This window comes from candidate division KSB1 bacterium (assembly GCA_016214895.1).
Classification (GTDB): Bacteria; Electryoneota; RPQS01; order RPQS01; family RPQS01; genus JACRMR01.
In genome coordinates this window covers 91,184-117,619 of record JACRMR010000012.1, presented here as the reverse complement: position 1 = coordinate 117,619, position 26,436 = coordinate 91,184, and the positions used below count along the sequence as shown (strand labels likewise).

General features: G+C 60.1%; 26 protein-coding genes. 25 read left to right on the top strand and 1 reads right to left on the bottom strand.

Features of this window, described 5'->3' with window-relative positions:
* The first annotated feature begins 15 nt into the window (after positions 1-15).
* From HZB60_06760 to HZB60_06640, 25 genes are all read left to right on the top strand, one after another.
* Positions 16-1,866, top strand: a complete 1,851-nt coding sequence (locus tag HZB60_06760) for a hypothetical protein (protein ID MBI5059465.1) — start codon at positions 16-18, stop codon at positions 1,864-1,866.
* A 2-nt stretch (positions 1,867-1,868) separates the two neighbouring features.
* Positions 1,869-2,525: an SDR family NAD(P)-dependent oxidoreductase gene (locus tag HZB60_06755; GenBank protein ID MBI5059464.1), complete on the top strand. Its 657-nt coding sequence runs from the start codon at positions 1,869-1,871 to the stop codon at positions 2,523-2,525.
* A gap of 116 nt (positions 2,526-2,641) precedes the next feature.
* A complete protein-coding gene (locus HZB60_06750) occupies positions 2,642-2,824 on the top strand; it encodes a SelT/SelW/SelH family protein (protein ID MBI5059463.1) in 183 nt (60 codons plus the stop codon).
* Between the two features lie 114 nt (positions 2,825-2,938).
* Positions 2,939-4,567: a T9SS type A sorting domain-containing protein gene (locus HZB60_06745; protein MBI5059462.1), complete on the top strand. Its 1,629-nt coding sequence runs from the start codon at positions 2,939-2,941 to the stop codon at positions 4,565-4,567.
* Positions 4,568-4,737: 170 nt separating this feature from the next.
* Positions 4,738-5,655, top strand: coding sequence for a hypothetical protein (locus HZB60_06740; GenBank protein MBI5059461.1), 918 nt, complete (start codon positions 4,738-4,740; stop codon positions 5,653-5,655).
* Between the two features lie 17 nt (positions 5,656-5,672).
* Complete coding sequence (locus HZB60_06735) at positions 5,673-7,187, top strand: sigma 54-interacting transcriptional regulator (GenBank protein MBI5059460.1); 1,515 nt, start codon at positions 5,673-5,675, stop codon at positions 7,185-7,187.
* A 95-nt stretch (positions 7,188-7,282) separates the two neighbouring features.
* On the top strand, positions 7,283-8,971 hold the full coding sequence (locus tag HZB60_06730; protein ID MBI5059459.1) for a serine/threonine protein kinase: 1,689 nt from the start codon (positions 7,283-7,285) through the stop codon (positions 8,969-8,971).
* A gap of 226 nt (positions 8,972-9,197) precedes the next feature.
* On the top strand, positions 9,198-10,124 hold the full coding sequence (locus HZB60_06725) for an ATP-binding cassette domain-containing protein (GenBank protein ID MBI5059458.1): 927 nt from the start codon (positions 9,198-9,200) through the stop codon (positions 10,122-10,124).
* A 44-nt stretch (positions 10,125-10,168) separates the two neighbouring features.
* Positions 10,169-10,879 carry an ABC transporter permease subunit gene (locus HZB60_06720; protein ID MBI5059457.1) on the top strand — a complete coding sequence of 237 codons (711 nt, stop codon included), beginning with the start codon at positions 10,169-10,171 and terminating at the stop codon, positions 10,877-10,879.
* A gap of 32 nt (positions 10,880-10,911) precedes the next feature.
* Positions 10,912-12,507, top strand: a complete 1,596-nt coding sequence (locus HZB60_06715) for a Gldg family protein (GenBank protein MBI5059456.1) — start codon at positions 10,912-10,914, stop codon at positions 12,505-12,507.
* Positions 12,504-13,430 carry a DUF4340 domain-containing protein gene (locus HZB60_06710; protein ID MBI5059455.1) on the top strand — a complete coding sequence of 309 codons (927 nt, stop codon included), beginning with the start codon at positions 12,504-12,506 and terminating at the stop codon, positions 13,428-13,430. The genes HZB60_06715 and HZB60_06710 overlap by 4 nt, the downstream gene beginning before the upstream one ends.
* Before the next feature lie 148 nt (positions 13,431-13,578).
* Positions 13,579-15,336 (top strand): ABC transporter ATP-binding protein, encoded by a 1,758-nt coding sequence (locus tag HZB60_06705; GenBank protein MBI5059454.1) that lies wholly within the window; start codon positions 13,579-13,581, stop codon positions 15,334-15,336.
* Positions 15,333-17,174, top strand: a complete 1,842-nt coding sequence (locus HZB60_06700; GenBank protein ID MBI5059453.1) for an ABC transporter ATP-binding protein — start codon at positions 15,333-15,335, stop codon at positions 17,172-17,174. The genes HZB60_06705 and HZB60_06700 overlap by 4 nt, the downstream gene beginning before the upstream one ends.
* Before the next feature lie 79 nt (positions 17,175-17,253).
* A complete protein-coding gene (gene gatC / locus HZB60_06695) occupies positions 17,254-17,541 on the top strand; it encodes an Asp-tRNA(Asn)/Glu-tRNA(Gln) amidotransferase subunit GatC (protein ID MBI5059452.1) in 288 nt (95 codons plus the stop codon).
* Positions 17,542-18,273 (top strand): 3-deoxy-manno-octulosonate cytidylyltransferase, encoded by a 732-nt coding sequence (kdsB, locus tag HZB60_06690; protein MBI5059451.1) that lies wholly within the window; start codon positions 17,542-17,544, stop codon positions 18,271-18,273.
* A gap of 36 nt (positions 18,274-18,309) precedes the next feature.
* Positions 18,310-20,001, top strand: coding sequence for a CTP synthase (locus HZB60_06685; GenBank protein ID MBI5059450.1), 1,692 nt, complete (start codon positions 18,310-18,312; stop codon positions 19,999-20,001).
* Positions 19,983-20,828, top strand: a complete 846-nt coding sequence (kdsA, locus tag HZB60_06680; protein ID MBI5059449.1) for a 3-deoxy-8-phosphooctulonate synthase — start codon at positions 19,983-19,985, stop codon at positions 20,826-20,828. Before HZB60_06685 ends, kdsA begins: the two co-directional genes overlap by 19 nt.
* Positions 20,829-20,830: 2 nt before the next feature.
* Positions 20,831-21,208: a dihydroneopterin aldolase gene (folB, locus tag HZB60_06675; GenBank protein MBI5059448.1), complete on the top strand. Its 378-nt coding sequence runs from the start codon at positions 20,831-20,833 to the stop codon at positions 21,206-21,208.
* Positions 21,198-21,689, top strand: coding sequence for a 2-amino-4-hydroxy-6-hydroxymethyldihydropteridine diphosphokinase (gene folK, locus HZB60_06670; GenBank protein MBI5059447.1), 492 nt, complete (start codon positions 21,198-21,200; stop codon positions 21,687-21,689). The genes folB and folK overlap by 11 nt, the downstream gene beginning before the upstream one ends.
* The gene (locus HZB60_06665; GenBank protein MBI5059446.1) at positions 21,650-22,345 is read left to right on the top strand and encodes a deoxynucleoside kinase; all 696 of its coding nucleotides are present in this window, start codon (positions 21,650-21,652) and stop codon (positions 22,343-22,345) included. Before folK ends, HZB60_06665 begins: the two co-directional genes overlap by 40 nt.
* Complete coding sequence (locus HZB60_06660; GenBank protein MBI5059445.1) at positions 22,342-22,536, top strand: hypothetical protein; 195 nt, start codon at positions 22,342-22,344, stop codon at positions 22,534-22,536. The genes HZB60_06665 and HZB60_06660 overlap by 4 nt, the downstream gene beginning before the upstream one ends.
* Positions 22,533-22,919, top strand: a complete 387-nt coding sequence (locus tag HZB60_06655; GenBank protein MBI5059444.1) for a RidA family protein — start codon at positions 22,533-22,535, stop codon at positions 22,917-22,919. Before HZB60_06660 ends, HZB60_06655 begins: the two co-directional genes overlap by 4 nt.
* Positions 22,898-23,359 carry a hypothetical protein gene (locus tag HZB60_06650; protein MBI5059443.1) on the top strand — a complete coding sequence of 154 codons (462 nt, stop codon included), beginning with the start codon at positions 22,898-22,900 and terminating at the stop codon, positions 23,357-23,359. The genes HZB60_06655 and HZB60_06650 overlap by 22 nt, the downstream gene beginning before the upstream one ends.
* Before the next feature lie 13 nt (positions 23,360-23,372).
* Positions 23,373-24,269, top strand: coding sequence for a proline dehydrogenase family protein (locus HZB60_06645; GenBank protein ID MBI5059442.1), 897 nt, complete (start codon positions 23,373-23,375; stop codon positions 24,267-24,269).
* Between the two features lie 62 nt (positions 24,270-24,331).
* Entirely contained in the window at positions 24,332-25,156 is an 825-nt protein-coding gene (locus tag HZB60_06640) for a site-specific DNA-methyltransferase (GenBank protein ID MBI5059441.1), read from the top strand.
* Between the two features lie 88 nt (positions 25,157-25,244).
* On the opposite strand, the gene HZB60_06635 is transcribed toward HZB60_06640, so the two are convergent.
* The gene (locus HZB60_06635) at positions 25,245-26,432 is read right to left on the bottom strand and encodes a glycine C-acetyltransferase (GenBank protein ID MBI5059440.1); all 1,188 of its coding nucleotides are present in this window, start codon (positions 26,430-26,432) and stop codon (positions 25,245-25,247) included.
* Between the last annotated feature and the right edge of the window lie 4 nt (positions 26,433-26,436).

Sequence of the window (26,436 nt, the reverse complement as noted above, 5' to 3'; positions counted from 1 at the left end):
GGCGCATAGTCTAAAATGGGTTCGTGGTTCAGTCGAAATGTGCAATTTTGGGGCCGGGGGGTGGTGGTGCTGCTGCTTGCCTTGTTACTCAGTTCGCTGGCCAGCGGTCAGCCGATCCCGGAGGATTCGACCAAACGGCACGTGCGCGGCGGGCGCACACACGAGGTGCTGGTAGCGATTGATGACACCTTCGTGTACGACACACTTCCCGACCCGGGCGTGTTGAACGGTATCCTGTTTCCACGAGTTGACGAGCGCATTCTCCAATTGGTCTCTCGTAGAGAGACTTTGGGATCGATGCCGATGATTTCTTCATCGCGGCCGTGGCTACAGATCCGACGCCGCTGGCGATCCCCATCGCTCGCGCGTGGAAGCACGTGGAGTCCCTCCCGCGCAGGACGAGAAGCTCGCAGATTCGACCGCGAGTCACGCTCAACCGAGAACCTATCCGTACCAATTGATACTGTGCTTACGAGCCAGATGTCGAGGTGGTGCGGGGCGACGATTCATCGCACCGCGTCGCTGTCATGGGTGTATCGCGATGGATTTCACCTTTATCGCACATCCGTTGGCGGAAAGCTGGGCTTCGCCATCAACCCCGTTTACGGCTACGAACTGATTTCGACGGATGACGATCGCGGACAGATTTCGCGATTTACGGGTGGGCTTCGAGTCGAAGGCGGGTATGCGGGGAAGCTGCGGTACATGATGGACTTCCGCGATCATACGGAATCGGGAAACGGGCCGTATGATACGCGGTCGCAGCTCTATGAAGACGAGTGGGGATCGGTGGACCTCAAGCACAACGCCTCGACCAGCTACAATACCTCTGAGTCGTTTGTGCAATGGTACGGGAAAGATCTGTCACTGGCGGCGGGACGCGGACGATTTCAGTGGGGACCGGGGCAGTTCGGCAGCCTGTTCCTGAACTCGAAGAATCCGCCGTTTGACTATCTGCGATTCGACGGCGCGTTTGAATCGGAAGGGCCGCGGAGTTCGGCGGCGGTCTATTACACGTTTCTGCACGGCTTTCTGCAATCGTCGCTGCCGGGCGATACGTTGTATTACGCGTCGGACGGTCGCGCGCGCTATCTGAATCGTGAGAAGTACTTGAGCGCGCAGCGGCTGGAGATCAGGCCGCGCGGGAATCTGATCGTGGCCTTTAGTCAGAGCGTGATCTACGGCGACCGCGGCGTGCAGCTCGGTTATCTGACGCCGCTGAACTTCCTTTACAGTGTGCAGCACTCGAACGACGACAAGGACAATTTCCTGATGAGCTTCGACGGCACGTGGCGGCCGGTGGCGGGGCTGAAGCTCTACGGCGAAGCGCTCTTCGATGACATCATTGTCGGTGAACTCATGAACTCTGCGGTGACGAACAAATCGGCGTACACGATCGGGACGCAAACGATCGTGCCGCGCGAGGTTTGGAATCACTTTGACCTCAAGCTGGAGTACACGCACATCCGTCCATTTGTCTATTCGCACTTCTTCGCGACGAACACGTACACGCATTGGTATTCACCACTGGGGTACACGCTGGAGCCGAACAGTGAATTCATGACGGCGGAGCTGACGGGCTCGTTCTATCCGTTCTACCTGACTTTGCACGCCTCGCGGCAGAATCACGGCGCGAACACGGAGACGGAGAATGTCGGCGGGGATATCTACCTGCCGTCGGCCGGGGACGCGAAGGCTGACGCGCCGTTTTTGGCAGGACGGTTTGAGCGGACCACGAGACTTGGCGTGCGGGCGAGCTTTGAAGCACTGGAAAACTTGTGGCTGTACGGGGAAGGCGCAACTTTCACGAAGTCGCGGGCCGCAGATCGCTTCGAAACGCGCATCGGATTTGGTTGGAATCTGTGATAATGAGCGCACGGCCGACCACGTTGATCGCGGGGGCATCGCCTGATCTGGTTGAGTTCGCGCGGGAGTTGGGTCGTCGCGGCGAGCAGGTTGCGTTGTTGGCGCGGAACGAGCCGCGGCTGGTGGAATTTCGCTCCCGGTTGAACTCGCTGGGCACGCCATGTGAGAGTTATATGGCGGATGTGACGGATTCGGCTTCGGTGACGGAAGCGTTTAAGCGGCTGGCCCGGTGGTCGCCGCGGCTGGATCGCCTGATCTATAATGTCGGCGTCGTCTCCGGCGAGTCCGCCAGCACGCTGACCGAATCGGAGCTTGTGCGTGTGATGGGGACAAACTTCTTTGGTTTTGTGAACTGCTTTCAGCTGGCCAACGAGATGTTCAAGCGATCGGGCGGCGGTCAGGCCATTGTGATTTCCTCGGCGGACGCATTACATCCGGAGACGACCGGAGTGGCCTATGCCGCCAGCAAAGCCGCCTTGCAAATTTACGCGGCGGCGCTCCGGCGCGAATTGCAGCCGAAGATCGAGATTACGGAGGTCTATCTCGGCCGAATAGCGGTGGCCGGCGAATTTCGCTGGTTGAACAGCGACGAGGTCGTCTTGGGGCTGACGCGGGCCATCGACGAACGCCCCGCCCGGATGGTCGTAGGTGGAGTTTGAGGCGAGGAACTGGCGTGATTAGTGCGGCGCCTTCACTGCGGAATGAAACGAGGTTATCGATGCGAATTTCCATCGAGTTTTGTGTAGTTTGAAACTACGAGCCCAAGGCAGCCAGTTTGGCTGAGTACCTCAAGCGGCAGGGCTTTGCCAGCCCGTTGTTGATTCCGTCGGGAGGAGGCGCATTCGAGATCAAGGTTGACGACCAGCTTATTTTCAGCAAACTGCACGAGCACAGGTTTCCCGACCACGCCGAAGTGATTGAATTGATTAGACAACTGCGGGGCAAGGCGGGAAGTTAGAGTTTTTTTGCAGGTGGGTTTCATATTCTTGACAATCGTGGACTACATCGGTATATTATAAACTGCTGAAGTAGTTGGGTTTTGGTGAACTGTGCGGAGTATCAACCAAATACCATGAACCGTCGCGGAATGGTCACAATTCTTGCCATTCTCTTGCTGGTCGCGAATGCGGCCTGGTGCGGCGATCTCCGCGTCAGCGGACCGGTTAGTGGCACGTGGACATCAGGGACGAGCATCATCATTGAGGGTCCGGCAACGGTGGTTGCGGGAGCCTCGTTGACAATCGAGCCAGGCGTGGTGATCACAGTACAAGTTGTCGAACCTTTTATCATAGAGGGTTCGTTTGTGGCGCTCGGGTCCCATTTGGCTCCGATCATTATCCGGCCGACGGTGCCGTGGAGTGGATTTTCGTTCGTGGCGGCGGGCTCGGATGTCCGGACGCTGCAGTACGTGTTGCTCGACCCGTCGATGGCGGTGCCGGTTCACCTGGTGATGGGGCTGAATTCGATGATCGAGATCAGCCAGTGTGACTTCGTGGCGATGCGCTCTTGCGTGGAGCTGACCGGCGGACGCGCGTGGTTGAAGAATAACAAGTTCGCGACATGGGGGATCTTCTCGCGGACCGTGAAGCTTGACCGTCTCTATAATGATATCGCTGATGCTTGCGACAATCATGACGGAAACAAGTTCTGCGACAACATCGTAACGGCACTTGTTGAAGACGTGGAGGGGCCTCGCCCGCCGCAGTCATTCACCACGGCGTTTTATGTCGATGGGTCATCGAATCTGTGCCTCTCGGACAATACGTTTACGGTGCATGCGCCGCACACGTGCGTGGGCGCCTATTTCGGGGACGCGGGCGGGTTTGGGTCGGGGTTGGCGATCATGGATCACTGCAATGTATGCGTCCGCAGCGTCGATGGCGCACCCAAGGGTGTGTTTAACGCGAATACAGGTTCGCTGCGCGTGTTGCACTGCAATATCGACGTCGCCAATGACGATCCGGAGAGCTACCTGTATTCGGCGGGTGTGGTGGCCTCGGTTTCGGCCGACGTGGCGGTCAACAGCAGCAGCGTGGTCCTGGACCGTGGCGACCATTTCTTTGTATCCTTGGTGGGTGGGCTGCTGACCTATGATTACAATACTCGTTGGTCGAATTCCGGGTCAGCGGGGCCGAACGGCATTCCTGGTGGGCCGGGCGAAGATGTCATCGACGTGGAAACCGACTCTCCGAATCTGATCGACGGCGGGCACAACATTGACGCGGATCCGCTTTGGAGTCGGGAGGGGGTGTGGGGCTTGTGGAGCAGCGAAGCCGACGTCCGGTTATACTACTCATTGTTGCCGGGATCGCCGTGTATCGATGCCGCGGACACGCTTTACGGGCGCGACCCTGACGACAGCGCTCCCGACATTGGCCGGTATCCCTACGAAGGCACGTTCGCGAGCGAGGGACCCGCTCCGTTACTGCTCCCGACGGACTTGACGGTCGGGGCCGCCTATCCGAACCCGTTCAACCTTTCGACGACAGTCCCGTTTACCCTGGCCCGGGAATCAGTGGTTCATGTGCAGATTCTGGATGTTCTGGGTCGCGAGGTACATTCAAGCTCGATGGGACGGCTGATTGCAGGGAATCACGAGTTAAGGTGGGATGCCTCCGGTCTCGGATCAGGCACGTACTTCGTTCGGATGGCGACAAGTTCGCTTTCGGCATCTGCACAGCGGATATATCTTGTTAAGTAGCTGTTAACAGATAACTTGGCTTTATTTTTGTGGCGCTTTTTTTGAGAGGTTGCTCATCGGAGCAGCCTTTTTTTGCGCGATCGAAATCGAATTCGTGCGTACAGTGCATAACCGGCGCTTGCACTCTGCGCAAACATTTCTTATATTCCGTGCATGGACAGAGGACATCGATGAAGCGGAGCTCCCTGCTCTTGCTATTGGCCGGGCTCGTGGCGAGTCTTGTCGGGTGTGAGTGGCAGCCGGTTCGGGATAACACTGTGGACCCGGCTTCGCCCTATTATCAGGAGCCGCCCCCGGTGAATCACGCGCCGTCGATCGACACCCTGTTCATGATCACGGACTGCCGACACAGCCTGTTCAGTGACTTTTGCGCCGTTGAGATATTGGCGCGGATCACGGACGTCGATCAGAACATCGACTTGAACGCGGTGATTGCCTCGATTGAGATGGAGCCGGGCACGTGGGAGGAGCTTGGACACATGGCCTACGATCCGGCGCGTCAGTGGTTCATCGTGCGCAAGACTCAGTCGGACTTCCCGGACGAGCGCATTGATCTGCTCGTGGGTAAGCCGCTGCGCGTGCAGGTCTCGGACGCTCAGGACTCGACGGCATCGCGGTCGATTTCGTTTGTGCAACCCGTGCTCGATTGGCCCGTGATTGTTTTCCCGTTCAGTCAGGACACCGCGTTTACGAACTATCCGCGACTGAGTTGGATCTACTGGAACAATTCTCCGACCGGTGAGCATTCGTTTTCGGTATCGGTGTTGAAGGACGCGTTCGTTGCGGCGTGGGATACGGCGGGCCTGGCGCCTTCCGACACGTTCGTCATTGTCACGGACAGTTTACCGGAAAACAACTTCGGCGGCGGATTCTACACGTGGGATTTGACGGTGACGGACGGTCGGGGCAACCGCGTGACGTCCGCTCCCGGGGATTTTGTGATACTGGTTCCGGCGCGAGCCGAGCTTCGGTGCCGCTGGGGTGATTGGATTTTCAACGGACGCACGCGGCGGCGCAGATCGTATATTCTCAGCAACAGATTGCGCGGGGCGTTAAGCCCGGCGCAGTCCGCGGGCGGGTCAACCTGACGACGGGAAACACGAGCATGGTAGAACCTACCTACCTCGCGGCGAATTCGCCGCACTCTTCCGGCGCGCAACTGCCCCGCGAGCAGTTGCAGGCGCTCTACGAAATCGCGCAGGTGCTGAACTCGATCACGGACATTGATCGCCTGCTCGACCGGGTGATGGACATCGCGTTGCAGACGGTCGAGGGCGAGCGCGGCTTTTTGGTGTTGATCGAGGAAGACTCGAACGAGCTGAAAGTGCGCACGGCGCGGAATATTGCTCCGGAGTCGGCGCTCTCGATCTCGGATATCAGTCGCTCGATTGTGCAGGGCGTGTTGGAGACGCAACAGGGCGTGCTCACCGTCGATGCGCTGACCGATCCGCGGTTTGCGGGAGCGGAGTCGGTGATCTTCAAGCAGATTCACGCGGTGATGGCGGTGCCGTTCATCTTGCGCGGCAAGCAGTTGGGCGCGATCTATCTCGACAGCAAGGCGCGGCGCACCGGTTTTACCGAGGAATCGCTGGCGTTTCTCAAGGCGTTTTCGAATCTGGCGGCGATCGCGATTGAGAATGCGCGGCTCATGGAATCGCTGCGAGACGAGAACTACCAGTTGCGGACGGAAGTTCAGCGCACGTATCAGTTCAAGGAGATCATCGGTACGTCGTCGCGGATGCAGCAGGTTTTCGAGCTGCTGGCGAAGATCATTCAGTCGGACATTTCCGTGCTGCTGGAGGGCGAGTCGGGCACGGGCAAGGAACTGGTGGCGCGCGCGCTGCACTACAACGGGCCGCGGCGGGACAAGCCGTTCATCGCGCAGTTCTGCGGGAATCTCTCCGAGACCCTGCTGGAGAGCGAGCTGTTCGGGCATAAGCGCGGCGCCTTCACGGGCGCGATCGCGGATAAGAAGGGCTTGCTGGAAATCGCGAACGGCGGCACGTTCTTCCTTGACGAAGTAGCCGACATCCCGCTCTCGATTCAGGCCAAGTTGTTGCGCGTCTTGCAGGACGGCGAGTTCCGCCGGGTGGGCGATACGGATGCGCGCAAGGTTGACGTACGGATCGTCTCGGCGACGAATCGCGGTCTCACAAAAGAGGTTGAACGGGGGACGTTCCGCGAGGACTTGTTTTACCGGCTGAACGTGATCTCGGTCATGATGCCGTCGCTGCGCGATCGCGGCGGCGATATTCCGCTGCTGGTTCAGCATTTTCTGACCAAGCACGCGGCCAAGACGGGCGACCGGCTGAAGAAGATCACGCCGGATGCGATGCGGATTCTCGAGCAGTACCATTGGCCGGGGAACGTGCGCGAATTGGAAAACGCCATTGAGCGCGCGATTGTGCTGGCCGAGGATCGCGACATCTCGCCGAATGAACTGATCATTCCACGCGTCTCGAAGCCGCAGCAGGCGACGCGTTCGCTGAAGGACTACGAGAAGGATCTCGTGCTCAAGACGCTGGAAGAGATGAAGGGCAACAAGACCCGGACCGCGGAGTCGCTGGGCGTTTCGTTGCGCTGGCTGCACTACAAACTTGCGGAGTGGAAGGCCGCTTAGGTTGCTTTCCGTTCGCTCGCTGCTCACGGCATGACCTGCCGCTTCCCTCCTGATCTTACCCCTTAGCACTGCCCGCCCGGGAGTCCGGCGACTCCATGCTGCTTTCGATTCGACTTCAAGCGCTGAAGTATTTCATCGACTTTACCGTTCGGGCCATGCCGGAACCGGGCAGCCGCCTTACGATAACGCGCGAGATTTCGCGCAGCTCGATCTCCACCGTATCGGAAGGATACGACACCGGCCTGGACCGTAAGGTGCTGGTCAAGTCGATCCATCCGCAATTTGCTCGCGACAGTGATTTACGCGCGCGGCTGGATCGGGAAGCGCGGGCCATCGCGCGCATTTCGCATCCGAACGTGGTGCAGATTTTTGATTTGCGTGTGGACGGCGATGATGTGGCGTTGGTGCTGGAGTTCGTCGAGGGGATGTCGCTGGGCAAACTGCTCAAGGACCGTGCTCCGCTGCCGACGGACATTGCGCTGACGATTACGCTCGCCGTGCTCGAAGGGTTGACGACGGCGCACGCGGCCGGCATCATTCACCGCGATTTGAAGCCGGACAACGTCCTGGTGTCGAATCGCGGCGAGGTGAAGATCACCGATTTCGGCATGGCGAGTCTGCGCGACCAGCCTTCCGTGACCATGGAAGGTATGGTGATTGGGACGCCCTCGTACATGGCTCCGGAACAGGCAAGCGGAGCGGAACTCACGGCCGCCACGGATCTCTTCGCGGTCGGTCTGATGCTCTTTGAGATGCTGACGGGTGAGCGGTTGATTAAGGGCGCGACGCTTCCGGAAGCCTACCAGAATGCGCTCAAGTACAGTCCGCCGAAGCTCGACGACTTGCGGGAGTGGATACCGGAGCATGTCGAACCGGCGCTGCGACGGCTACTCGAACGATCGGCGGACAAGCGGCCGCAGACCGCGCTCGAGGCGAAGCAGTTGCTATTGCGCACACTGCCGAATGGTCCGTTGCCGAACGCCCTGATCGCGGATTTCCTATCGGGAGCCAGCATTCAGCGCGCGGCCCCCGGACCGGCGATTCGCACGATGCGAAGTCACCGGTTGTTGCACACGGGGTTGATGGCCCTGGTCGGTGTGGTGGCGATCGGGGTGACGGTTCAGACGGTGAGACACCTGAGCGTCCGCGAACGGCCAGCCGCAGGTGATCCAACGACAATCACGGATTCGTTGCGGCAATCGCCGGATCCACCGCGGATTGCGGTTGCGGACAGCGTCTCGCCTTCGGTCACCGAGACGACACGCGTGAGGACGGGACCTCCGACGCCGCCGGACGTTAACGCGCCTGAAAAGCCGTTGCCGGATGGGCAGTCCCCCGCGGTTCCCACCGGTCCGGCAATCGTCGCGATCTCGACGCGGCCCTGGGCCAAGGTGTTCCTGTCAGACTCACTTTTGGGCACAACTCCGCTGCCGCGGCCACTGAGCCTCGCCGCGGGCAGCTACAATTTTGTGTTCTTGAATTCGGAAATCGGACTGCCGATCGCCCGAACCGTTCAGGTCTCGGCCGGGGACACAACTTCGCTTGACCTGAACCTATACGACTTCGTGGCGCGCATTCGCGTCGCATCGGTCAAGCCTTGGGCAGATGTTTATGTGGACGACAGCTTCGTCGTGCGAACGCCGTCCGCGCAGATTATCTTCCGTTCGCTGGGTTCGCACCGGGTAACGCTGAAGCATCCGGACTATCCGGCTCACACCATGGACCTGCAGTTTGGGGAGGGTGACCCGGAAGCGGAAATCCGTTTCGATTTTACTCAGCTTTGACCTCTGCCTCTCACGCCTCTCCTCCCATCCAGCTCCGCTCCGCCGCCAGATCTCCGTGAAACGACGTAATTATTTAATTTAGATTGATTTACGCGGCTAATCCGCTTGGTCGGTATCCGCGAATTGGCTGTGCAGTGCGCGGGAACCTGACGGCCCCGCATTGCGTATAGTGTGTCGATTGGTGTAATCCCCAGCAAGTTGACAAATCCACTGTGGACAATTGTCTATGATTCAACTGAATCAGGTTAGCAAATCGTACGGCGGCGCTCAGGCGGTGGACGACATTACCGTGTCGATCCCCAGCGGACAGATTCTCGGCTTTCTCGGTCCCAACGGGGCGGGGAAGACTACGACGATGCGCATGATCACGTGTTACATGCCTCCGACGAAGGGCCAGATCACGGTGGATGGCCTGGATGTCGAGGAGCAATCTCTGGAGGTGCGCAAGAAGATCGGCTACCTCCCCGAGATGGCTCCGGTCTATCAGGACATGAACGTCGTTGACTACCTCAAGTATGTCTCCGAATTGCGGCGCATCCCGCTCGATCGACGCTCGAAGCGGATCAAGGAAGTGATTGACCGCTGCGGACTCGGGCAAGTTCTGGGTAAAGATGTTGGTCAGCTTTCGAAGGGCTATCGGCAGCGCGTCGGTCTGGCGCAGGCGATCATCCATGATCCGCAGATTCTGGTGATGGATGAGCCGACCGCGGGTCTCGATCCGAATCAGATCGCGGAGATTCGCATGCTGATCAAGGAGCTGGGCCGCGAGAAGACCGTGATTCTCTCGACGCACATTCTGTCCGAAGTGCAGGCGACCTGTTCGCGGATTATCATTATCAATCAGGGCAAAGTCGTGGCGGACGACACCCCGGAAAGTCTGCAAGCCGAAGCGCAGGGCCGCGGCGTTCTGCTCGCCACGGTACGTACGACAGCCGCCGATGCGGTCAGCAAGGCGAAGGGCCTGACGGGAGTCGCGGAGGTGCGGCCGATCCCGAGTCCAAGCGGCACGTCGCGTCTGCGCATCGAGACGGCAACGAATTTCGACGTCCGCGAACCGTTCTATCATCTCGCGGTGAAAGAGAACTGGGTGATCCTGGAGATGACGCTGGAAACGCGGAGCCTCGAGGATGTCTTCCACCGGCTCACGACCTGATCGACCGCGACCGACGTCAACCTCACCTCGGACCCCCTCACTCTATGGACAATATTCTGGTCATCTTTAAGCGCGAACTGCGATCGTACTTCGATTCCGCCGCGGCCTACATCGTGCTGACATTTTTCTTGCTGGTATCGGGCTATTTTTTCACGCAGAACCTGTTTCTGGCCAATCAGGCGAATCTGCGAACGCTGTTCGGGATCGTGCCGCTGCTGTTCATGTTTTTCATTCCGGCGATTTCGATGCGGCTGATCGCGGAAGAGCGGAAGTCGGGCACGATCGAGCTGTTGTTTACTTACCCGATCAAGGATTCCGAGATCATCATCGGCAAGTATCTGGCCGCGCTGGGGCTGGTGGCGGCGCTGCTGGCGTTCACGCTGGTGTACGCGATTTCGGTGAGCACGCTGGGCGATCTGGACGGGGGGCAGGTGGTGGCGGGCTATCTCGGCTTGCTGCTGCTGGCGGCGGCCTATCTGGCCATCGGCGTGCTGGCCTCGGCCTTGACGGAGAACCAGATCGTGGCGTTCATCATTGCGCTGGCGATTTCGTTCTTCTTTTTCATTTTGGACAAGGTGCTGTTCTACGTGCCGGCGGTGCTGGCCAATGTGCTCGAGTACATGGCCATCGAGTATCATTTCAATAACATCTCCCGTGGCGTGATCGACACGCGCAATCTGATCTACTATGCGTCGCTGATCTTCGCGGGACTGTTTCTGGCAAGCCATGCGCTGTCGCGGCGCAAGGGCGACTAACCGATCCACAACCAACGAACATACATCGGGCAATGAAGAAAAAGACTTGGTCCGCATCGTCGATCTCCTCGCTGCTGATTGTGTTGGCCATCATTGTGGTGGTGAACCTGATCGGATTGCGGTTGTTCGCGCGCGCCGACCTCACGGAAAACAAGATTTACACGTTGAGCGCGGCCTCGCGACGCGTGGTCGGCGGGTTGGAAGACCGCATGACCATCAAGGCGTATTTCACCAAGAATCTGCCGCCGCCCTATAACGCCAATGCGCGCTACGTCGAGGACGCGCTCGAGGATTATCGCTCCTATAGCAAGGGCAATCTGGCGATTGAGTTTGTCGATCCGGCGGACGAAGCCGAGCTGGAAGCCGAAGCGGGCAAGTACCGGATTCAGCCCGTGCAGGTAAACGTCCTCGAGAAGGACAACGTCCAGCTCAAAAAGGCTTACATGGGCTTGGTGCTGATTTACGGCGACAAGCACGAAACGATTCCCCTGATTCAGACGGTTGATAACTTCGAGTATGAAGTGACATCGGCGGTGATCCGCCTGACTTCGGAGAAGATGCCGAAAGTCGGTTTCCTCGGCAATTTTGGCACGCCCGATCTCGGCCAGGCGCTGCGGACCATCACGACGGCGCTGTCCAAGCACTATGAGGTCGTGCCGGTGAACACGAAGTCCGGCAACAGCCTGATCGATCCGAGTATCGACGTGCTGTGCGTGGTCAGTCCGACCGAAGCGCTGGACGAGTGGACGAAGTTTTGTTTGGACCAGTACGTGATGCAGGGCGGCAAGGTCGGCTGGTTCGTCAACAAGACCAAGGCCGACGTTCAAACGTCGATGGCCAGCGCCGCGCAGCTCAACATCGACGACTTGACGCGCCAGTGGGGGTTCATCATCGCGAACAATCTGGTTTGCGACCTGAACGCGTCGATGATCAACGTCCAGCAGCAGCAGGGCTTCTTCACGATCACGAATCTGGTGCGCTATCCGTCCTTCCCGGAAATTCGGGATTTCAATCAGCAGAGTCCGATCGTGAAGGACTTTCAGACGTTGAACGTGTTCTTCCCGAGTTCCATCGACACGATGCAGCCGTCCAACGGGCACGTTGAATTCACGCCGCTGTTTTCCACCAGCGAAGCCACGAAGGTTCAGGTCCGCAGCTTCGACATCAATCCGATGGGACAACCGAAGCGCGAAGAGTACACCGGCGGGAAGAAGCTGCTCGGGGTGACCTTGCAGGGCACCTTCGGTTCGGCCTTCGTGGGCCGGCCGGCGCCGCCGCCGTCAGACTCGCTGGCCGGTCCGCCGAGTGTGCAGATTGTGACGCAGAGTCCGGAGTCGCGCATGGTAGTGATCGGCGACGGCAATTTCGCGCAGGGGCAGTACTCGCAGCAGGGCGGGCCGGGCATGATTCTGTTTCTGAATGCGGTGGACTGGTTGTCGCAGGACAACGATCTGATTTCGATTCGCTCGCGCGAGGCGGCGATTCGTCCGCTGAAGCCGGATATCACTGACGCGACGAAGCGAACCGTAAAGATCGCGAACATGATCGGTCCGCCGGCGCTGGTCTTGCTGTTCGGGATGTTTCGCTGGACGGCGCGGCGCAATCGCACGAAGGGAGCGGCGCTATGAAGAAACCGCTCGTGGGTGTCGGGGTCCTCGTGCTGCTGCTGCTGGTCTATTGGCTGGTGGAGTCACGCAATAACGTCGTGGAAACGAATCGCGCGTGGGTGATCGAAGACAGCGCGAAAGTCACGTCGATTCGCATCGAGTCCACCGACGGTTTGGTCGAGCTGGCCAAGGAGGGCGAAACGTGGCGGGTGAAGAAGCCCATCGATTATCCGGCCAACGACCGCTCGGTCGGGCAACTGCTCGGCAAGCTGAAAGAGATGAACATGCTCGCGTTGATCACCGAGAAGCCGGAGAAGTTCGCGGAATACCAGGTTGACGACAGCGCGGGCGTGAAGGTCCGGCTGTCGGATGGGAACAAGGTTGAGGAGTTCATTCTGGGCAGGCCCGGCCCGACGGGGACGACGACCTATTCGCGCTCGAAGGACAACGAAGTCTGGGAGATCGGCGGCAATCAGACGAGCACGTTCAAGAAGAAGCCGAAGGATTGGCGCGACAAGACGATCACCGACTTCGACGCGAACACGATTCAGAAACTGGTCCTGCGGTCCCCCACGGAAACCACGACGTTGTCATTCGTGGATTCGACATGGAAGTTGGAGAGCGGCGCGACGAAGTTCGATGCGGAGAAGCCGTTGGTCGAGCGTGTCACGCGCCTGCTGGCGAAGATGTCCTCCGTCGATTTCGCGGATACGTTGAAGACTGACGCGTTCAACCATGCCGAGTTTCAGCTTTCGGCTCAGTTGAACACCGGCGAGTCCGTGGACCTGCGCATGATGCCGACCGACACGACCGCCAATCAGTACTTTGTGCGCAAACAGGGAGCGGCCAGCGACTTTATCATCTACAAGAGTACGGCGACGGCGCTGATGAAGAAACCCGAAGATTTCAAGCAGAAGGCCGAAGCTGTCGCGAAAGCCAAGTAGGGTTGGCGACGGCGGGGCGCATTCCTCGCCACGCAAATTGTTGGATCCGTTGTCAATCGCCCGGCGCGAATCGTTGCCGGGTTGATTGTTTATTTGAAGTTGGCTTGATCGAATTGCTCCGACTCACACCGCCCGGAACCACCATCGCATGTTCGCGCTGAAAGCGCTCCTGCCGTTTCTGCGACCTTACCGCCGGCCCTTTTTGCTGGGATCGCTGTTCGCGCTCACGAACAATGCGATCGGCGTGCTCGTGCCATGGCTGCTCAAACTTGCCGTGGATGAACTGCAAAGCGGAACGACGTCGAGCGAGTTGGGGCGCTACGCCGGGCTGATTCTGCTGGTCGCTGTCGCGTCCGGCGTGTTGCGCTTCTTCATGCGGTATATCCTGATCGGCGTATCGCGCAAGGTAGAACTCGATTTGCGCAACGCAATCTTCGCGACCCTGCAGCGGCTGCCGCTGTCGTATTACAACCGGCGTCGCACCGGCGACCTGATTTCGCGCTCATCGAGTGATCTCGACAGCGTGCGCAACGTGCTGGGTCCGGGTATCATGTATCCCATTGACACGCTGACGATGGCGGCGTTCGCGCTGGTTATGATGGTCATGATCTCCGGCAAACTGACGCTGTTGACGCTGGCTGCCGCGCCCGTGGTGTCGCTGTCGGTGTTCTGGCTGGGAAAGGCCAGCTACAAGCTCCAGACTCGCATTCAGGAGCAGTATTCGGCGTTGACGGATTGCGCGCAGGAGAATTTCGCCGGCGTGCGGGTCGTGCGCGCCTTCTCCCAGGAGCAGCGCGAGCTGGAGAAGTTTGACGGTTTGAACCGCGAGTACGTTCGCCGCAATCTGGCGATGACGAAGGTGCAAGCGCTGTTCATGCCGGTGATGTTCCTGCTGTTCGAGATCGGCACGGCGCTGATTCTGCTGATCGGCGGCCGCGCGATTATCGGTGGTGAAATTTCGCTGGGTGACTTCGTCGCGTTTGTCGGGTATCTCAGCATGCTGGCCTGGCCGATGATCGCGGTGGGTTGGGTGGCGAATCTGTTTCAGCGAGGCGCGGCGTCCATGAAGCGGATTTCGGAGATCCTCGATACGCGGCCGGAGATCGCGGACCCGCCCGGCGGCCGGGTCCCGGACTTCCCGCGCGGCGAGATTCAGTTCGACGGCGTGAACTTCAGTTACACGGGCGAGCGCGAGAATCTCGGCGGAATTGACCTCAAGATTCCGGCCGGGAGTACGGTGGCTTTTGTGGGCCGGACCGGCAGCGGCAAATCGACGCTGGCGTCGCTGGTGCCGCGGCTGCTCGATCCCGGTACGGGTACCGTGCGAATCGACGGCATTCCGACGACGGAATGGAAACTCGCCGAATTGCGCGCGATGGTCGGCATGGTGCCGCAGGATGCGCTGCTGTTCTCGGACACGCTGCGCAACAATATTTGCTTTGGCATCACGGATCCCGACCCCGCGAAGTTTGACGCGGTGACCCGGACCGCGCGGCTTGCGAAAGACGTGGAGCAGTTTCATGATGGCTACCACACGCTGGTCGGGGAACGCGGACTCACGCTGTCCGGCGGTCAGAAGGGACGCGCGGCCCTTGCCCGCGCACTGATCCGCGATCCGCGCATCCTGATTCTCGACGACGCGCTGGCGGCTGTGGACACACATACCGAAGAAGAGATTCTGCAGGGACTGCGCGAGTTCATGCGCGGCCGCACGTCCATTCTGATTTCCCACCGGATCTCAACCGTGAAAGACGCGGATCAGATTTTCGTGCTGGACAAGGGGCGGCTCATCGAGCAGGGCACGCACGCGGAGCTGATTGCGCGGGGCGGCTATTATGCCGACCTTGATCGCATGCAGACGCTCGAGGCGGAGCTGGAAACGTTGGAATCGGATCCCGTGGCATGAGCAGCCCTGACGACACCAACCGCGAAGAAGAGATTCTCGGCAAGGCCTACGACGCGCGCCTGGCGAAGCGGCTGTGGGGGTATGCCGGCGCGGAAAAGCGAAAGATCGGCCTCGCGGTGCTTGCGCTGGTGGGGGGAGCCGGAGCGGAACTCGCCGGTCCGTTGTTGACCCGCATGGCCATCGACAAGTATATCGCGGCGGGCGATTGGAATGGCTTGATCTTGATTGTCGTCGCGTTCATTGCGATCGCGACCGGCGCCGCCGTGCTGCGCTGGTCGGAGACTTACCTGACGGGTTGGGCGGGGCAGATGATCGTGTACCGCTTGCGGATGGAGGTCTTCGACAAGTTGCAGCGCCTCTCGCTGCCCTACTTCGACCGCAATCCGGTCGGTCGGCTGCTGTCCCGCGTGACCTCGGATATTCAGGCGTTGTATGAGCTGTTCAGCTCGGGCCTGGTCGCGATTCTGGGCGACATCGTAACGCTGCTCGGTATCATGATCGTGATGTTCGCGATCAACTGGCGGCTTGCGCTGTTGACGCTTTCGGTCATTCCGATTCTGTTGCTGGTCACGTTCACGTTTCGGAAAAAGGTGCGCGAACTGTATCGCCTGACGCGCTTGCAGGTCGCGCGGTTGAGCAGCTACTTGCACGAGAATCTGGTCGGGATGCGGATTGTGCAGCTGTTCGGCCGGGAGCGGCGCAATTTTGATACGTTCGACGGCATCGGCACGGAGCTGAAGCAGACCTATATCCGCACGATCTTTCAGTATGCCGTGTTCTTTCCGCTGGTGGAAGTCGTCTCGGCGCTCGCCGTGGCGCTGATTATTTTCGGCGGCGGGAATCTGATGATGAGCGGGGCGGTGACGCTGGGCACGCTGGTCGCGTTCATTCAGTACGTGGAGCGCTTCTACCGTCCCGTACGCGATCTGGCGGAGAAGTACAATATCCTGCAAGGCGCCATGGCCGCCAGCGAGCGCGTCTTCGGTGTGATTGATCATCCCATCGAGATCGCGCCCGCGGCGCACCCCCGGATTGCCGCGGTCCCCGCGTCCCGCGACGGCCGCGAGCCGCAACGCGCCGGCGTGGCGATCGAATTTGACAAGGTCTGGTTTGCCTATCGCGGCGAGGAGTGGGTGTTGAAAGATGTGAGTTTCCGCGTGGCGCCGGGGGAGTCCATCGCGATTGTCGGCGCCACCGGTGCCGGCAAGACCACGGTGATTTCGCTCTTGAGTCGCTATTACGATATTCAGCGCGGTCAGATTCTCATCGACGGCGTGGACATCCGTGAATTCGACCTGACGGCGTTGCGACGGACCATGGGGATCGTGTTGCAGGATGTCTTCGTGTTCGCCGGGACGATCGCGGACAATATCAGTTATGGCGTTCCCGGGGTTTCGCGGGAGCGGCTGGAGCGGGCGACCGAGCTGGTGCACGCGGATCGATTCATCAAGCGATTGACCGGGGGGTACGATGAACCGGTCGTGGAACGGGGCGCCACGCTGTCCACCGGCGAACGCCAGTTGCTGGCGTTCGCGCGCGCGTTGATCTGCGAACCGCGATTATTGATTCTTGACGAGGCCACGGCGTCCATTGACACGGAGACGGAGCGGCTGATTCAGGACGCCATCGACAAGCTGCTGGTCGGTCGGACCTCGCTGATCATCGCTCACCGGCTCTCGACAATCCAGCGCTGCGACCGGATCCTGGTCTTCCACCACGGTCGGTTGCGGGAACACGGAAATCAGGCCGAGTTGCTTGCTCAAAGGGGCATCTACTACCGGCTCTACCAGTTGCAATATGGATTGAAATCGACGGAGTCCGGCCTCGCAACGGCTTGACTTTAGGGTTATTTTGCCATAGATTAACGCCGGAAGTTCCGCTTGAACATCTGAGCTCAATCCAGATCGAATCTCATCCATGCCTGTTGACAAAGCCGCGATACTTCGCACCGCCTCGCTTGCGCGTTTGCGCATGAGTGAGGCCGAGCTCGACTCGATGTACGAGACCTTAAACAAGGTTTTTCAACACATTGACAAGTTGAACGAGATTTCGGTGGACGGGGTGGAGCCGCTGCATCATGTGCTGGACCTGCGGAACGTCCTGGACCGGGACGTGCCTCACTCGTGCGTGTCCCGGGAGGACGCGCTGCACGGTGCCCCGGATCGAACGGAGGACTACTTCCGGCTGCCGCGAGTGGTGAACTGAGTGAAGGTCCTGGTGGTGATCCCGGCGCGTTATGCGTCGGTTCGATTTCCGGGTAAGCCCCTGGCGCTGATTGCGGGGAAGCCGATGGTGCAGCATGTGTACGAGAAGTGCTCGGCCGCGTCGGGCATTCATGCCGTGACCGTCGCGACGGAAGATGAACGAATTGCGGCGGCCTGTCAGCGTTTTGGCGGCCCGGTCGAGATTACGTCTTCGCATCATCGATCCGGCACGGATCGCGTGGCCGAAGTGGCCGCGCGCCATCCGGAATACGAAATTGTGTTGAACGTGCAGGGCGACGAGCCCGCGATGGAGTCGGACACGGTCAGCGCGGTAGCCGCGGCGTTCAAGGATCGCGAGGTAGAAATCGCCTCGGCCATCACTCCGCTGATTGAAGCGCCGGAGGTGCTGAGTCCGCACGTTGTCAAAGCGGTGTTGGATCGACGGGGCGACGCGCTCTACTTCAGCCGTGCCCCGATTCCGTTCGACCGCGGCGGCAGCCCCGACTCCGCGCCTGCTTACTGGCGGCATCTTGGCATCTACGGTTTTCGTCGCGCGACGCTGTTGGAACTGACGGCGCTCCCTCCGTCGGATCTTGAGCGGGCGGAATCTCTCGAACAATTACGGTGGCTTCAGGCAGGTTATCGGATTCGCTGCATGCAGGTGAACAGCCGTTCGCGCGGCGTGGACACTCCGGCGGATCTTGCGGCAGTGCTGTCGGGTCACCTCGTTTAAGGCTATTTCCAGCGATCCACATTGGGAATCCACCGCATGGCACAAAACGGCACCGGCGCTAAGAAGCGCGCGAAGACGAAAATTATCTTTGTCACGGGTGGTGTCGTCTCGTCGCTGGGCAAGGGGATTACGGCGGCCTCCATCGGCCGGTTGCTGAAAGCGCGCGGGCTGCGCGTCACGATGCTCAAGCTCGATCCGTACATCAATGTCGATGCGGGGACGATGAATCCGTATCAGCACGGCGAGGTGTTTGTCACGGAAGACGGCGCGGAGACGGATCTCGACCTCGGTCACTATGAGCGCTTTATCGATGAGGACATGGGTCGCGCGAACAACGCGACGACGGGGCAGATCTATCAGAAGGTGATCTCGAAGGAGCGGCGCGGCGATTTTCTCGGCGCGACGGTGCAGGTGATTCCGCATATCACGGGCGAGATCATCAGTCGCATCGAGGCGATTTACAACGGCACCGAGTATTACGACGTGTTGATTGTAGAAGTTGGCGGCACGGTGGGCGATATCGAAAGTCTGCCGTTTCTCGAGGCGATCCGTCAATTGGCGCGCGCCCGCGGTCCGCAAAGTTGCCTGTTCCTTCATGTGACGCTGGTGCCGTTTCTGAGCGTAGCCGGCGAAGTAAAGACCAAACCGACGCAGCACAGCGTGAAGGAGTTGCGCGAGATCGGGATTCAGCCGGATTTGCTGCTCTGTCGTTCGGAAAAGCCGCTCGGAGCGAAACTGCGCGAGAAGATCGCGCTGTTCTGCAATGTCGGCAAGGACGATGTCTTTGAAGTGCTCGACGTGGAAACGGTGTACGAGTTACCGCTCAAACTGGAGCGCGAAAACCTCGGCAAGCGCATCGTTCAGTTGTTGGGGATGAAGCAGCGCGAGCCGGAGTTAAAGGAGTGGTCCACGCTGGTGGATCGCATCAAGCGACCCGCCAGGACGGTGCGGATCGGCATTGCCGGGAAGTACATTGAGGTTCGCGATTCGTACAAATCGATCACGGAAGCGTTTGTCCACGCCGGCGCTCACCACAACGCCCGGGTTGAGCTCAAGTGGATTGAAGCCGAGGATTTTGAGCGGCAATCGGCGGCGGAGATTCTCTCGGATTGTTCGGGCGTGCTGGTGCCGGGCGGTTTCGGCGAGCGCGGCTGCGATGGCAAACAGGCGGCGATTCAGTATGCTCGCGTAAACGGCGTGCCGTTTTTCGGACTCTGTTTGGGCTTGCAGGCCGCCACGATTGAATTCGTGCGCAATGTTTGCGGGGTGAAGAAGGCGAACTCGCGCGAGTTCGCACCCGACACGAAATTCGCGGTGATTGATTTCATGCCTGAGCAGCGCGGGATCCGGCACAAGGGCGCGACGATGCGGTTGGGCAGCTATCCGTGCTTTTTGACCCGCGGCTCGCGGGCGCACAAGGCCTTTGGCACGGACGCGATTACCGAGCGGCATCGCCACCGGTTCGAAGTGAACAACCAGTTCCGCGAACAACTTGAGCAGGCCGGGCTGAAAGTAACCGGTGTGTGGCCGGAAGGCGACTTGGTCGAGATTGTGGAACTCGAAGACCACCCGTGGTTCCTCGCCGTGCAATTCCATCCCGAGCTAAAGAGCCGGCTGACGCGCCCGCATCCGCTCTTCCGCGATTTTGTACGCGCGTGTTTGGATCATGCCGATCGCGCCGGGTCGCGGACCTCCAAAGCCTCGCTGGAATCGGTCAGTTCTTCGTGAGTGCCCCCACCGAGTATCCGCTGGCGATCATCGCCGGTCCTTGCGTAATCGAATCGGAAGCCCTCTGTCTCGAAATCGCGGAGGCGCTCTATGGGATTGCGCGGCGCACCGGCGTGTTGCCGATTTTCAAGGCGAGTTTCGACAAGGCAAACCGCACGTCCGTTGAGAGCTTTCGCGGGCCGGGGATGCAAGAAGGCTTGCGGGTGCTGGCCACGATCCGCGAGCGCGTCGGGCTTCCGGTGTTGACCGATTTGCACGAACCGGCTCAGGCGGCTCCCGTCGCGGAAGTCGTGGACATCCTGCAAATTCCCGCGTTTCTCTGCCGTCAGACGGACCTGCTGGTGGCAGCGGGGCGTACGGGCAAGCCCGTCAATGTGAAGAAGGGGCAGTTTGTGGCTCCGTCGGACATGCGTCACGCGGTGCAGAAAGTGGAATCGACAGGGAACCGACGCTTGCTGCTCACCGAGCGCGGTGCTTCGTTTGGGTATCACGATCTGGTTGTGGACATGCGATCTTTGGTGCGCCTGGCCGAATTCGGTTACCCGGTAGTGTTTGATGCGACGCACAGCGTGCAGAGCATGGGCGGTGCGGGCGGAGTCAGCGGTGGCGCGCCGCAATTCATCGAGCCGTTGGCTCGGGCTGCTGTCGCGACCGGCGCCGTGTCGGTGGTGTTTGTCGAGACGCACCCGCGGCCGTCCGAAGCGCTCAGCGACCGGGCCAGCATGCTGCCGCTGGAACGACTGGAGCCGCTGGTGGTGAGCTTGTTGCGAATTGTGGACGCGCTCGGGGTGAATGCCCGCTCGTTCGAACTGACGGGAGCCGTTTGATCATGAGTACCGCGGACAAGATTCGATTGAACGGCATGCTCTTCTACGCCTTTCACGGCGCGCTCGACGAGGAGCGCACGATTGGTCAGCAATTTGAAGTGGACGTCGAGGTCCATGGCGATTTCTCGCGGCATGAAGGCAGCGACGATTTGCATTGGACCGTTGATTACACGCTGCTCTACCGGGCCGTCGCGGAGATGTTCTCGCAGGAGAACTTCCATCTGCTCGAGACCTGTGCCGGTGTGATCGCGAACGGCCTGTTGAAGAAGTTTCCGCCCGTATTTCTGGCCACGGTTCGTGTCCGCAAGCCTCACGTTCCGATGGGGGGCATCTTGCGGAACGTGGAAGTCGAAGTTTCCAGACGACGCCATGACAGTTGAGCATGCCTACATCGGCTATGGCGCGAATCTCGGCGATCGCGTCGGAACCCTGCAGCGCGCCAGCGCCGAGTTGCGCCAGGGCGGCGTCGAGATCTTGCGGGTGTCAAGTCTGTACGCGACGGAGCCGTGGGGCGGCGCCCGGGGCGGCGCCTACATCAACGCGGTGCTGGAAGTTCGTCGCGGCGAATCGCCGGAGGCGCTGCTGAAGCTCATGCTGCAGGTCGAGACGATGTTAGGACGCAAGCGATCGATCGGCGGCGCAGCGCGCACCTGTGATCTCGACCTGTTGCTCTGGGGCGACGTAACCATGTACACGGACGATCTAATCGTCCCGCATCCGCGCCTGACGCAGCGCCGCTTCGTACTCGATCCGCTCTGCGAGCTGCTGCCGGATGCCGTGCATCCCAAGTTCGGTTGCGCGATCTGGGAGTTGCGCGAAGCATGTCAGGACACGAGCAAGGTCGAGCTGTTTCGGGAGTAGCAGGCCCAGTGAGCGAATCCACGTCGCCGCGCTATATTGCCATCGAGGGCGTGATCGGAGTCGGCAAGACTTCGCTCACGAACCTGCTCGCGCAGCGCATGAACGGCCGGCTGGTACTGGAGAATCCCGAGGACAATCCGTTTCTCGAGTCGTTCTACAAGGATTCACGGCACTACGCCTTTCAGACCCAGCTGTTCTTCCTCTTGTCGCGATTTCGGCAGCAGCAGGATCTGCCGCAGCCGGACTTTTTTCATCCGCTGGTCGTCGCGGATTATCTGTTCGCCAAGGACCGGATCTTCGCCTACATCAACCTGACCGAAGCCGAGATCGCGCTCTACGAGAAGGTCTTCTCGCTGATGGATGTGCGCGTGACCAAACCGGACCTCGTGGTTTACCTGCAGAGTTCGACCGAACGGCTGATGAAAAACATCCGTCAGCGCAACCGGCCCTACGAGAAGGAAATCTCCGAACCGTACTTGCGCACGCTGAACGAAGCGTACAACCACTTCTTTTTTCACTATGCCGAGACGCCGCTTCTGATCGTAAACTCGACGACACTCGATTATGTCGGCGTTCCCGAGCATCTTGACTTGCTGATCCGCGAAATGGGTCGCGACGAGGTCGGAACGCGCTATTTCAATCCGGTGGAATTGTGAGTCGCCTGTTTCGCATCGTGCTGGTGGCGGTGGCCGGTTTTCTGGTGCTGCGATATGTGGCCCGCCTGTTATCGCGGCCTGCTCAGCCCGGCGGCGATCCGCGGGTGAAGGGTCAGCCGCGCTCGGGCGGCGCATCGGTCCCGGCAGATCAGATTAAAGACGCTGAATTCAAGGACCTTCCACGTCAATGAGTCGCGAACGAATTTCCACGTCGGCGGCGCCCGCGGCGATCGGCCCCTACAGTCAGGCGATTCGCTTTCAGGGTACGCTGGTGTTCACCGCGGGCCAGATTCCGCTCGACCCGGCGACGGGCAACGTCGTGAGCGGCGGCATTCGCGAGCAGACCGAGCAGGTCTTGCACTATCTCGACGCGATTCTGCAAGCCGCCGGTTCGTCGCTGGCGAGCGTCGTGAAAACGACGGTGTTTCTCAAGGACTTCAACGATTTTGCCGCGATGAATGAGGTCTATGGTCGTTATTTTCCCGGCGATCCGCCGGCCCGCAGCACGGTTGAGGTCTCGCGGTTGCCCAAGGATGTGCTGGTCGAAATCGAATGTCTCGCGGTCGTTTCGTAGCCCTTGCCGCTGCTCTGCTGGCGGTCCTGTTCGCCATCGGTCCGGCTTTTGCAGAGGATAACGCGGCGAAGCCGCTCAAGAGTTCGACGGGCGCGGTGCTGCGTTCGATCGTGGTCCCCGGCTGGGGCCAGTATTACAACGAGCATCGCCTGAAAGCCGGCGTCTTTTTCGTCGGGGAAGGGCTGTTCATCTGGGGGATCTCGCGCAATCATGATCTAATGATGGGCGCGAAAACCTCGACCGATCCGTTCTTCCACGATTACGAGCAATTCTACCGAAATTCCCGCAACAAGCTGATCTGGTGGCTGGCGGGCACGGTCCTGTTATCGATGGGCGATGCTTACGTTGACGCCCACCTGCTTGGTCTCGATATTTCGCCTGATCTTGGACCCACTGCAAATCCGGACGCGGCCGGCGTTCGTGTATCCTATCGTTTCTGAGTCCGGCCGTCTTATGTCGATCTTCGATAAATTGGTTGTGGCAACGCTGCCGCTCGTGCCGAAAATCATCGTCGGCAAGGTGGCGTCACAGTATATCGCGGGCGAGACGCTCACGGATGCGGTTCGCACCGTGCAGGCTTTGAACCGCAAGCGATTGCTGGCGACGGTGGATGTGCTCGGCGAATTCGTGCATGAGCGGGCCGTCGCGGAGCGGGACGCGGAGGAGTACATTGACCTGTTGAGCGCGATCCATCGGGAGCAGCTGGACGCGAACGTCTCGGTCAAATTGACGGCGGTCGGCGCGTCGATCGATCCGCAATTCATGCGCGCGAATCTGCGTCGCGTGGTCGAAGCGGCGTCGCAGCTGGGCACGTTTCTGCGCATCGACATGGAGGATTCACCGTACACGACGGGCACCCTGGCCGCGTACGATGAACTTCGTCGCGAGTTCAAGGTCGGCGTCGTGATTCAGGCCTACCTCCGCCGGTCGCTCGACGATATCAATCGCTTGCTCGATGGCGGACCGGCGAATTTCCGCCTTTGCAAAGGCATCTATGTCGAGCCGGAGGCGATCGCGTATCAGGGCAAGCAGGAGATTCGCGACAACTACGTGGCGCTGCTCGATCGCATGTTCGAGCGCGGCGCGTACGTCGGGATCGCCACGCATGATGACTGGCTGATTGCCGCGAGCGAGCGACTGATCAGGCAGCACAAGTTGACTCCGAATCGCTACGAATTCCAGATGCTGCTCGGTGTGCTGCCGCGCATGCGCGACGAGCTTCAGGCGCGCGGACATCGCGTCCGCATCTATGTTCCCTACGGGAAGTCGTGGTACGGGTATTCGACGCGGCGTTTGAAAGAAAACCCGCGGCTGGCCGGTCAGGTGTTACGCGGCATTTTCAAGAAATAGCGAGTCTGTTCAGGGTCACTTCGGCCTTCGCGGCGGAGTGACCCTCTCTCTGAGGAGACGAGATGAGCCTACCGGATCGCTTTCGCAATCAGTTCATCTGCGGTGACTGCTTCGAGTTGCTGCATGAGGTGCCGGACGAGTGCATCGATCTCGTCTTGACCGATCCGCCGTACGGTATCGACTATCAATCGAATCGACGTGTTGCGCGCGAGAAGTTGCCGAAGTTTCAGAACGACGGCGACCTGCGCTGGGTGGACGGCTGGGTGGAGCAGATGCATCGCGTGCTGAAGCCGGACACGCATTTCTATTGCTTCACGCGCTTCGACATGTACCCGACGTTTTATCGGTCGATCTCGCGGCTGTTCAAGGTCAAGAATTGCCTGATCTGGGCGAAGAACAACCACGGCAGCGGCGATTTGAATGGTTCGTTCGCCCCGCAGCACGAGATGATCATCTTCGCGGCGAAGGGTACGCGTCACCTCAACGGCCCGCGCGAGGGCGACTTACTCGACTGCGAAAACGTGCCCTCTGCGCACCGCCTGCACGCCACTCAAAAGCCGGTCAAACTGCTGCGTCAGCTGATTGAAAAGAGTTCGGATCCGCACGGCATCGTGCTGGATCCGTTCGCGGGAACGGGCAGCACCGGATTTGCCTGCCTCGACACCAAGCGAGATTCGGGTGATCATCAGCCGCGGAATTTCCTGCTGTTTGAGTTAAGCGAGGAGTGGGTACGTCGTGGGCGTCTAGGCGGACTGGCGACTCAGGCGGAGCTGCTGGAGATCGCGCTCAGTCCGCCGCCCGATCCGCTTCCCCGTCGCCAGCGCACGACCGCGCGTACCGGACGCTATCGGGCGAAAAAAGATCAGACGGAATGGCTGCCGCTATAGGCGGCTTCCGCAACGGTCATGGAAAACGCCCGGCGCATGCCGGGCGTTCTTGCAGTCAAGGCGATCGAGCGCACGCGATGCGCAATCGCTATTTGATGATTCCCATCTCTTTGCCGATCTTGGTGAAGGCCGCGATGGCGCGCTCGACGTGCTCGGTCTCGTGCGCCGCGGAAATTTGTACGCGGATGCGGGCCTGGCCTTTCGGCACGACCGGGAAGAAGAAGCCGATCACATAAATACCCTCGTCGAGCAACCGCGCCGCCATGGTCTGCGCCACACTGGCCTCGAACAACATGATCGGCACAATCGGATGCACACCGGGCCGGATCTGGAACCCCGCCTTCGTCAATTCGCGGCGAAAGTGCAGGGTATTCTCCTCGAGCTTGTCACGCAGCCGCGTCGTAGCGCTGATCATCTCCACGCACCGGATCGCGGCCGCCGTGATCGGCGGCGGCAGTGTATTCGAGAACAAGTAGGGTCGCGAGCGTTGCCGGAGCAGATCAACGATTTCCTGTCGCGCCGCGATGAATCCGCCGGACGCGCCGCCGAGCGCCTTGCCCAGCGTGGAAGACAGAATATCGACGCGTCCCTCCACGCCGCAATACTCCGGTGTCCCGCGACCGGTCTTGCCGACGAAGCCCGTCGCGTGGGAGTCATCCACCATCAGCAGCGCATCATGCTGCTCGCACAGCTCGCAAATCGCTCGCAGCGGAGCAATATCGCCGTCCATCGAGAACACGCCGTCGGTCACGACCAGCCGAAACCGCGCCGTCTGAGCGGCGCCGAGCTTCGCCGCCAGGTCGCACAGATCGAGATGCTTGTAGATCAGCCGCTTCGCCTTGGACAACCGGATTCCGTCAATGATGGACGCGTGGTTCAACTCATCGGTGATGATCACGTCCTCTTCCTTCATCAGCGTCTCGAACACACCGCCGTTGGCGTCGAAGCACGAGCTGTAGAGAATGGCGTCATCCGTGCCCACGAATTGCGCGAGCTTTTGTTCCAGCGTCTTGTGAACTTCCTGCGTCCCGCAGATGAACCGCACGCTGCTCATGCCGTAGCCCCAGGCGTCCAGGGCCTGTTTGGCCGCGCTGACCAGCTCGGGATGGTCACCCAGCCCCAGGTAGTTATTGGCGCAGAAATTCAGCACCACGCCCTGTCGCACGCGGATCGCCGCGCCTTGCGGCGACTGAATCACACGCTCGTGTTTGTACAAGCCGCTCTCGCGAATCGCGGTCAGTTCGTCCGTCAGGAATTTCCGGAAGTCTCCGTACATCGGG

Coding starts and splice junctions, on each gene's coding strand:
- HZB60_06760 (MBI5059465.1), top strand. CDS start 16: ATGGGTTCGTGGTTCAGTCGAAATGTGCAATTTTGGGGCCGGGGGGTG.
- gatC (MBI5059452.1), top strand. CDS start 17,254: ATGCCTGTTGACAAAGCCGCGATACTTCGCACCGCCTCGCTTGCGCGT.
- HZB60_06735 (MBI5059460.1), top strand. CDS start 5,673: ATGGTAGAACCTACCTACCTCGCGGCGAATTCGCCGCACTCTTCCGGC.
- folB (MBI5059448.1), top strand. CDS start 20,831: ATGAGTACCGCGGACAAGATTCGATTGAACGGCATGCTCTTCTACGCC.
- folK (MBI5059447.1), top strand. CDS start 21,198: ATGACAGTTGAGCATGCCTACATCGGCTATGGCGCGAATCTCGGCGAT.
- HZB60_06755 (MBI5059464.1), top strand. CDS start 1,869: ATGAGCGCACGGCCGACCACGTTGATCGCGGGGGCATCGCCTGATCTG.
- HZB60_06640 (MBI5059441.1), top strand. CDS start 24,332: ATGAGCCTACCGGATCGCTTTCGCAATCAGTTCATCTGCGGTGACTGC.
- HZB60_06655 (MBI5059444.1), top strand. CDS start 22,533: ATGAGTCGCGAACGAATTTCCACGTCGGCGGCGCCCGCGGCGATCGGC.
- HZB60_06650 (MBI5059443.1), top strand. CDS start 22,898: ATGTCTCGCGGTCGTTTCGTAGCCCTTGCCGCTGCTCTGCTGGCGGTC.
- HZB60_06730 (MBI5059459.1), top strand. CDS start 7,283: ATGCTGCTTTCGATTCGACTTCAAGCGCTGAAGTATTTCATCGACTTT.
- HZB60_06635 (MBI5059440.1), bottom strand. CDS start 26,432: ATGTACGGAGACTTCCGGAAATTCCTGACGGACGAACTGACCGCGATT.
- HZB60_06745 (MBI5059462.1), top strand. CDS start 2,939: ATGAACCGTCGCGGAATGGTCACAATTCTTGCCATTCTCTTGCTGGTC.
- HZB60_06725 (MBI5059458.1), top strand. CDS start 9,198: ATGATTCAACTGAATCAGGTTAGCAAATCGTACGGCGGCGCTCAGGCG.
- HZB60_06685 (MBI5059450.1), top strand. CDS start 18,310: ATGGCACAAAACGGCACCGGCGCTAAGAAGCGCGCGAAGACGAAAATT.
- HZB60_06665 (MBI5059446.1), top strand. CDS start 21,650: ATGTCAGGACACGAGCAAGGTCGAGCTGTTTCGGGAGTAGCAGGCCCA.
- HZB60_06705 (MBI5059454.1), top strand. CDS start 13,579: ATGTTCGCGCTGAAAGCGCTCCTGCCGTTTCTGCGACCTTACCGCCGG.
- HZB60_06700 (MBI5059453.1), top strand. CDS start 15,333: ATGAGCAGCCCTGACGACACCAACCGCGAAGAAGAGATTCTCGGCAAG.
- HZB60_06645 (MBI5059442.1), top strand. CDS start 23,373: ATGTCGATCTTCGATAAATTGGTTGTGGCAACGCTGCCGCTCGTGCCG.
- HZB60_06710 (MBI5059455.1), top strand. CDS start 12,504: ATGAAGAAACCGCTCGTGGGTGTCGGGGTCCTCGTGCTGCTGCTGCTG.
- HZB60_06720 (MBI5059457.1), top strand. CDS start 10,169: ATGGACAATATTCTGGTCATCTTTAAGCGCGAACTGCGATCGTACTTC.
- HZB60_06715 (MBI5059456.1), top strand. CDS start 10,912: ATGAAGAAAAAGACTTGGTCCGCATCGTCGATCTCCTCGCTGCTGATT.
- HZB60_06740 (MBI5059461.1), top strand. CDS start 4,738: ATGAAGCGGAGCTCCCTGCTCTTGCTATTGGCCGGGCTCGTGGCGAGT.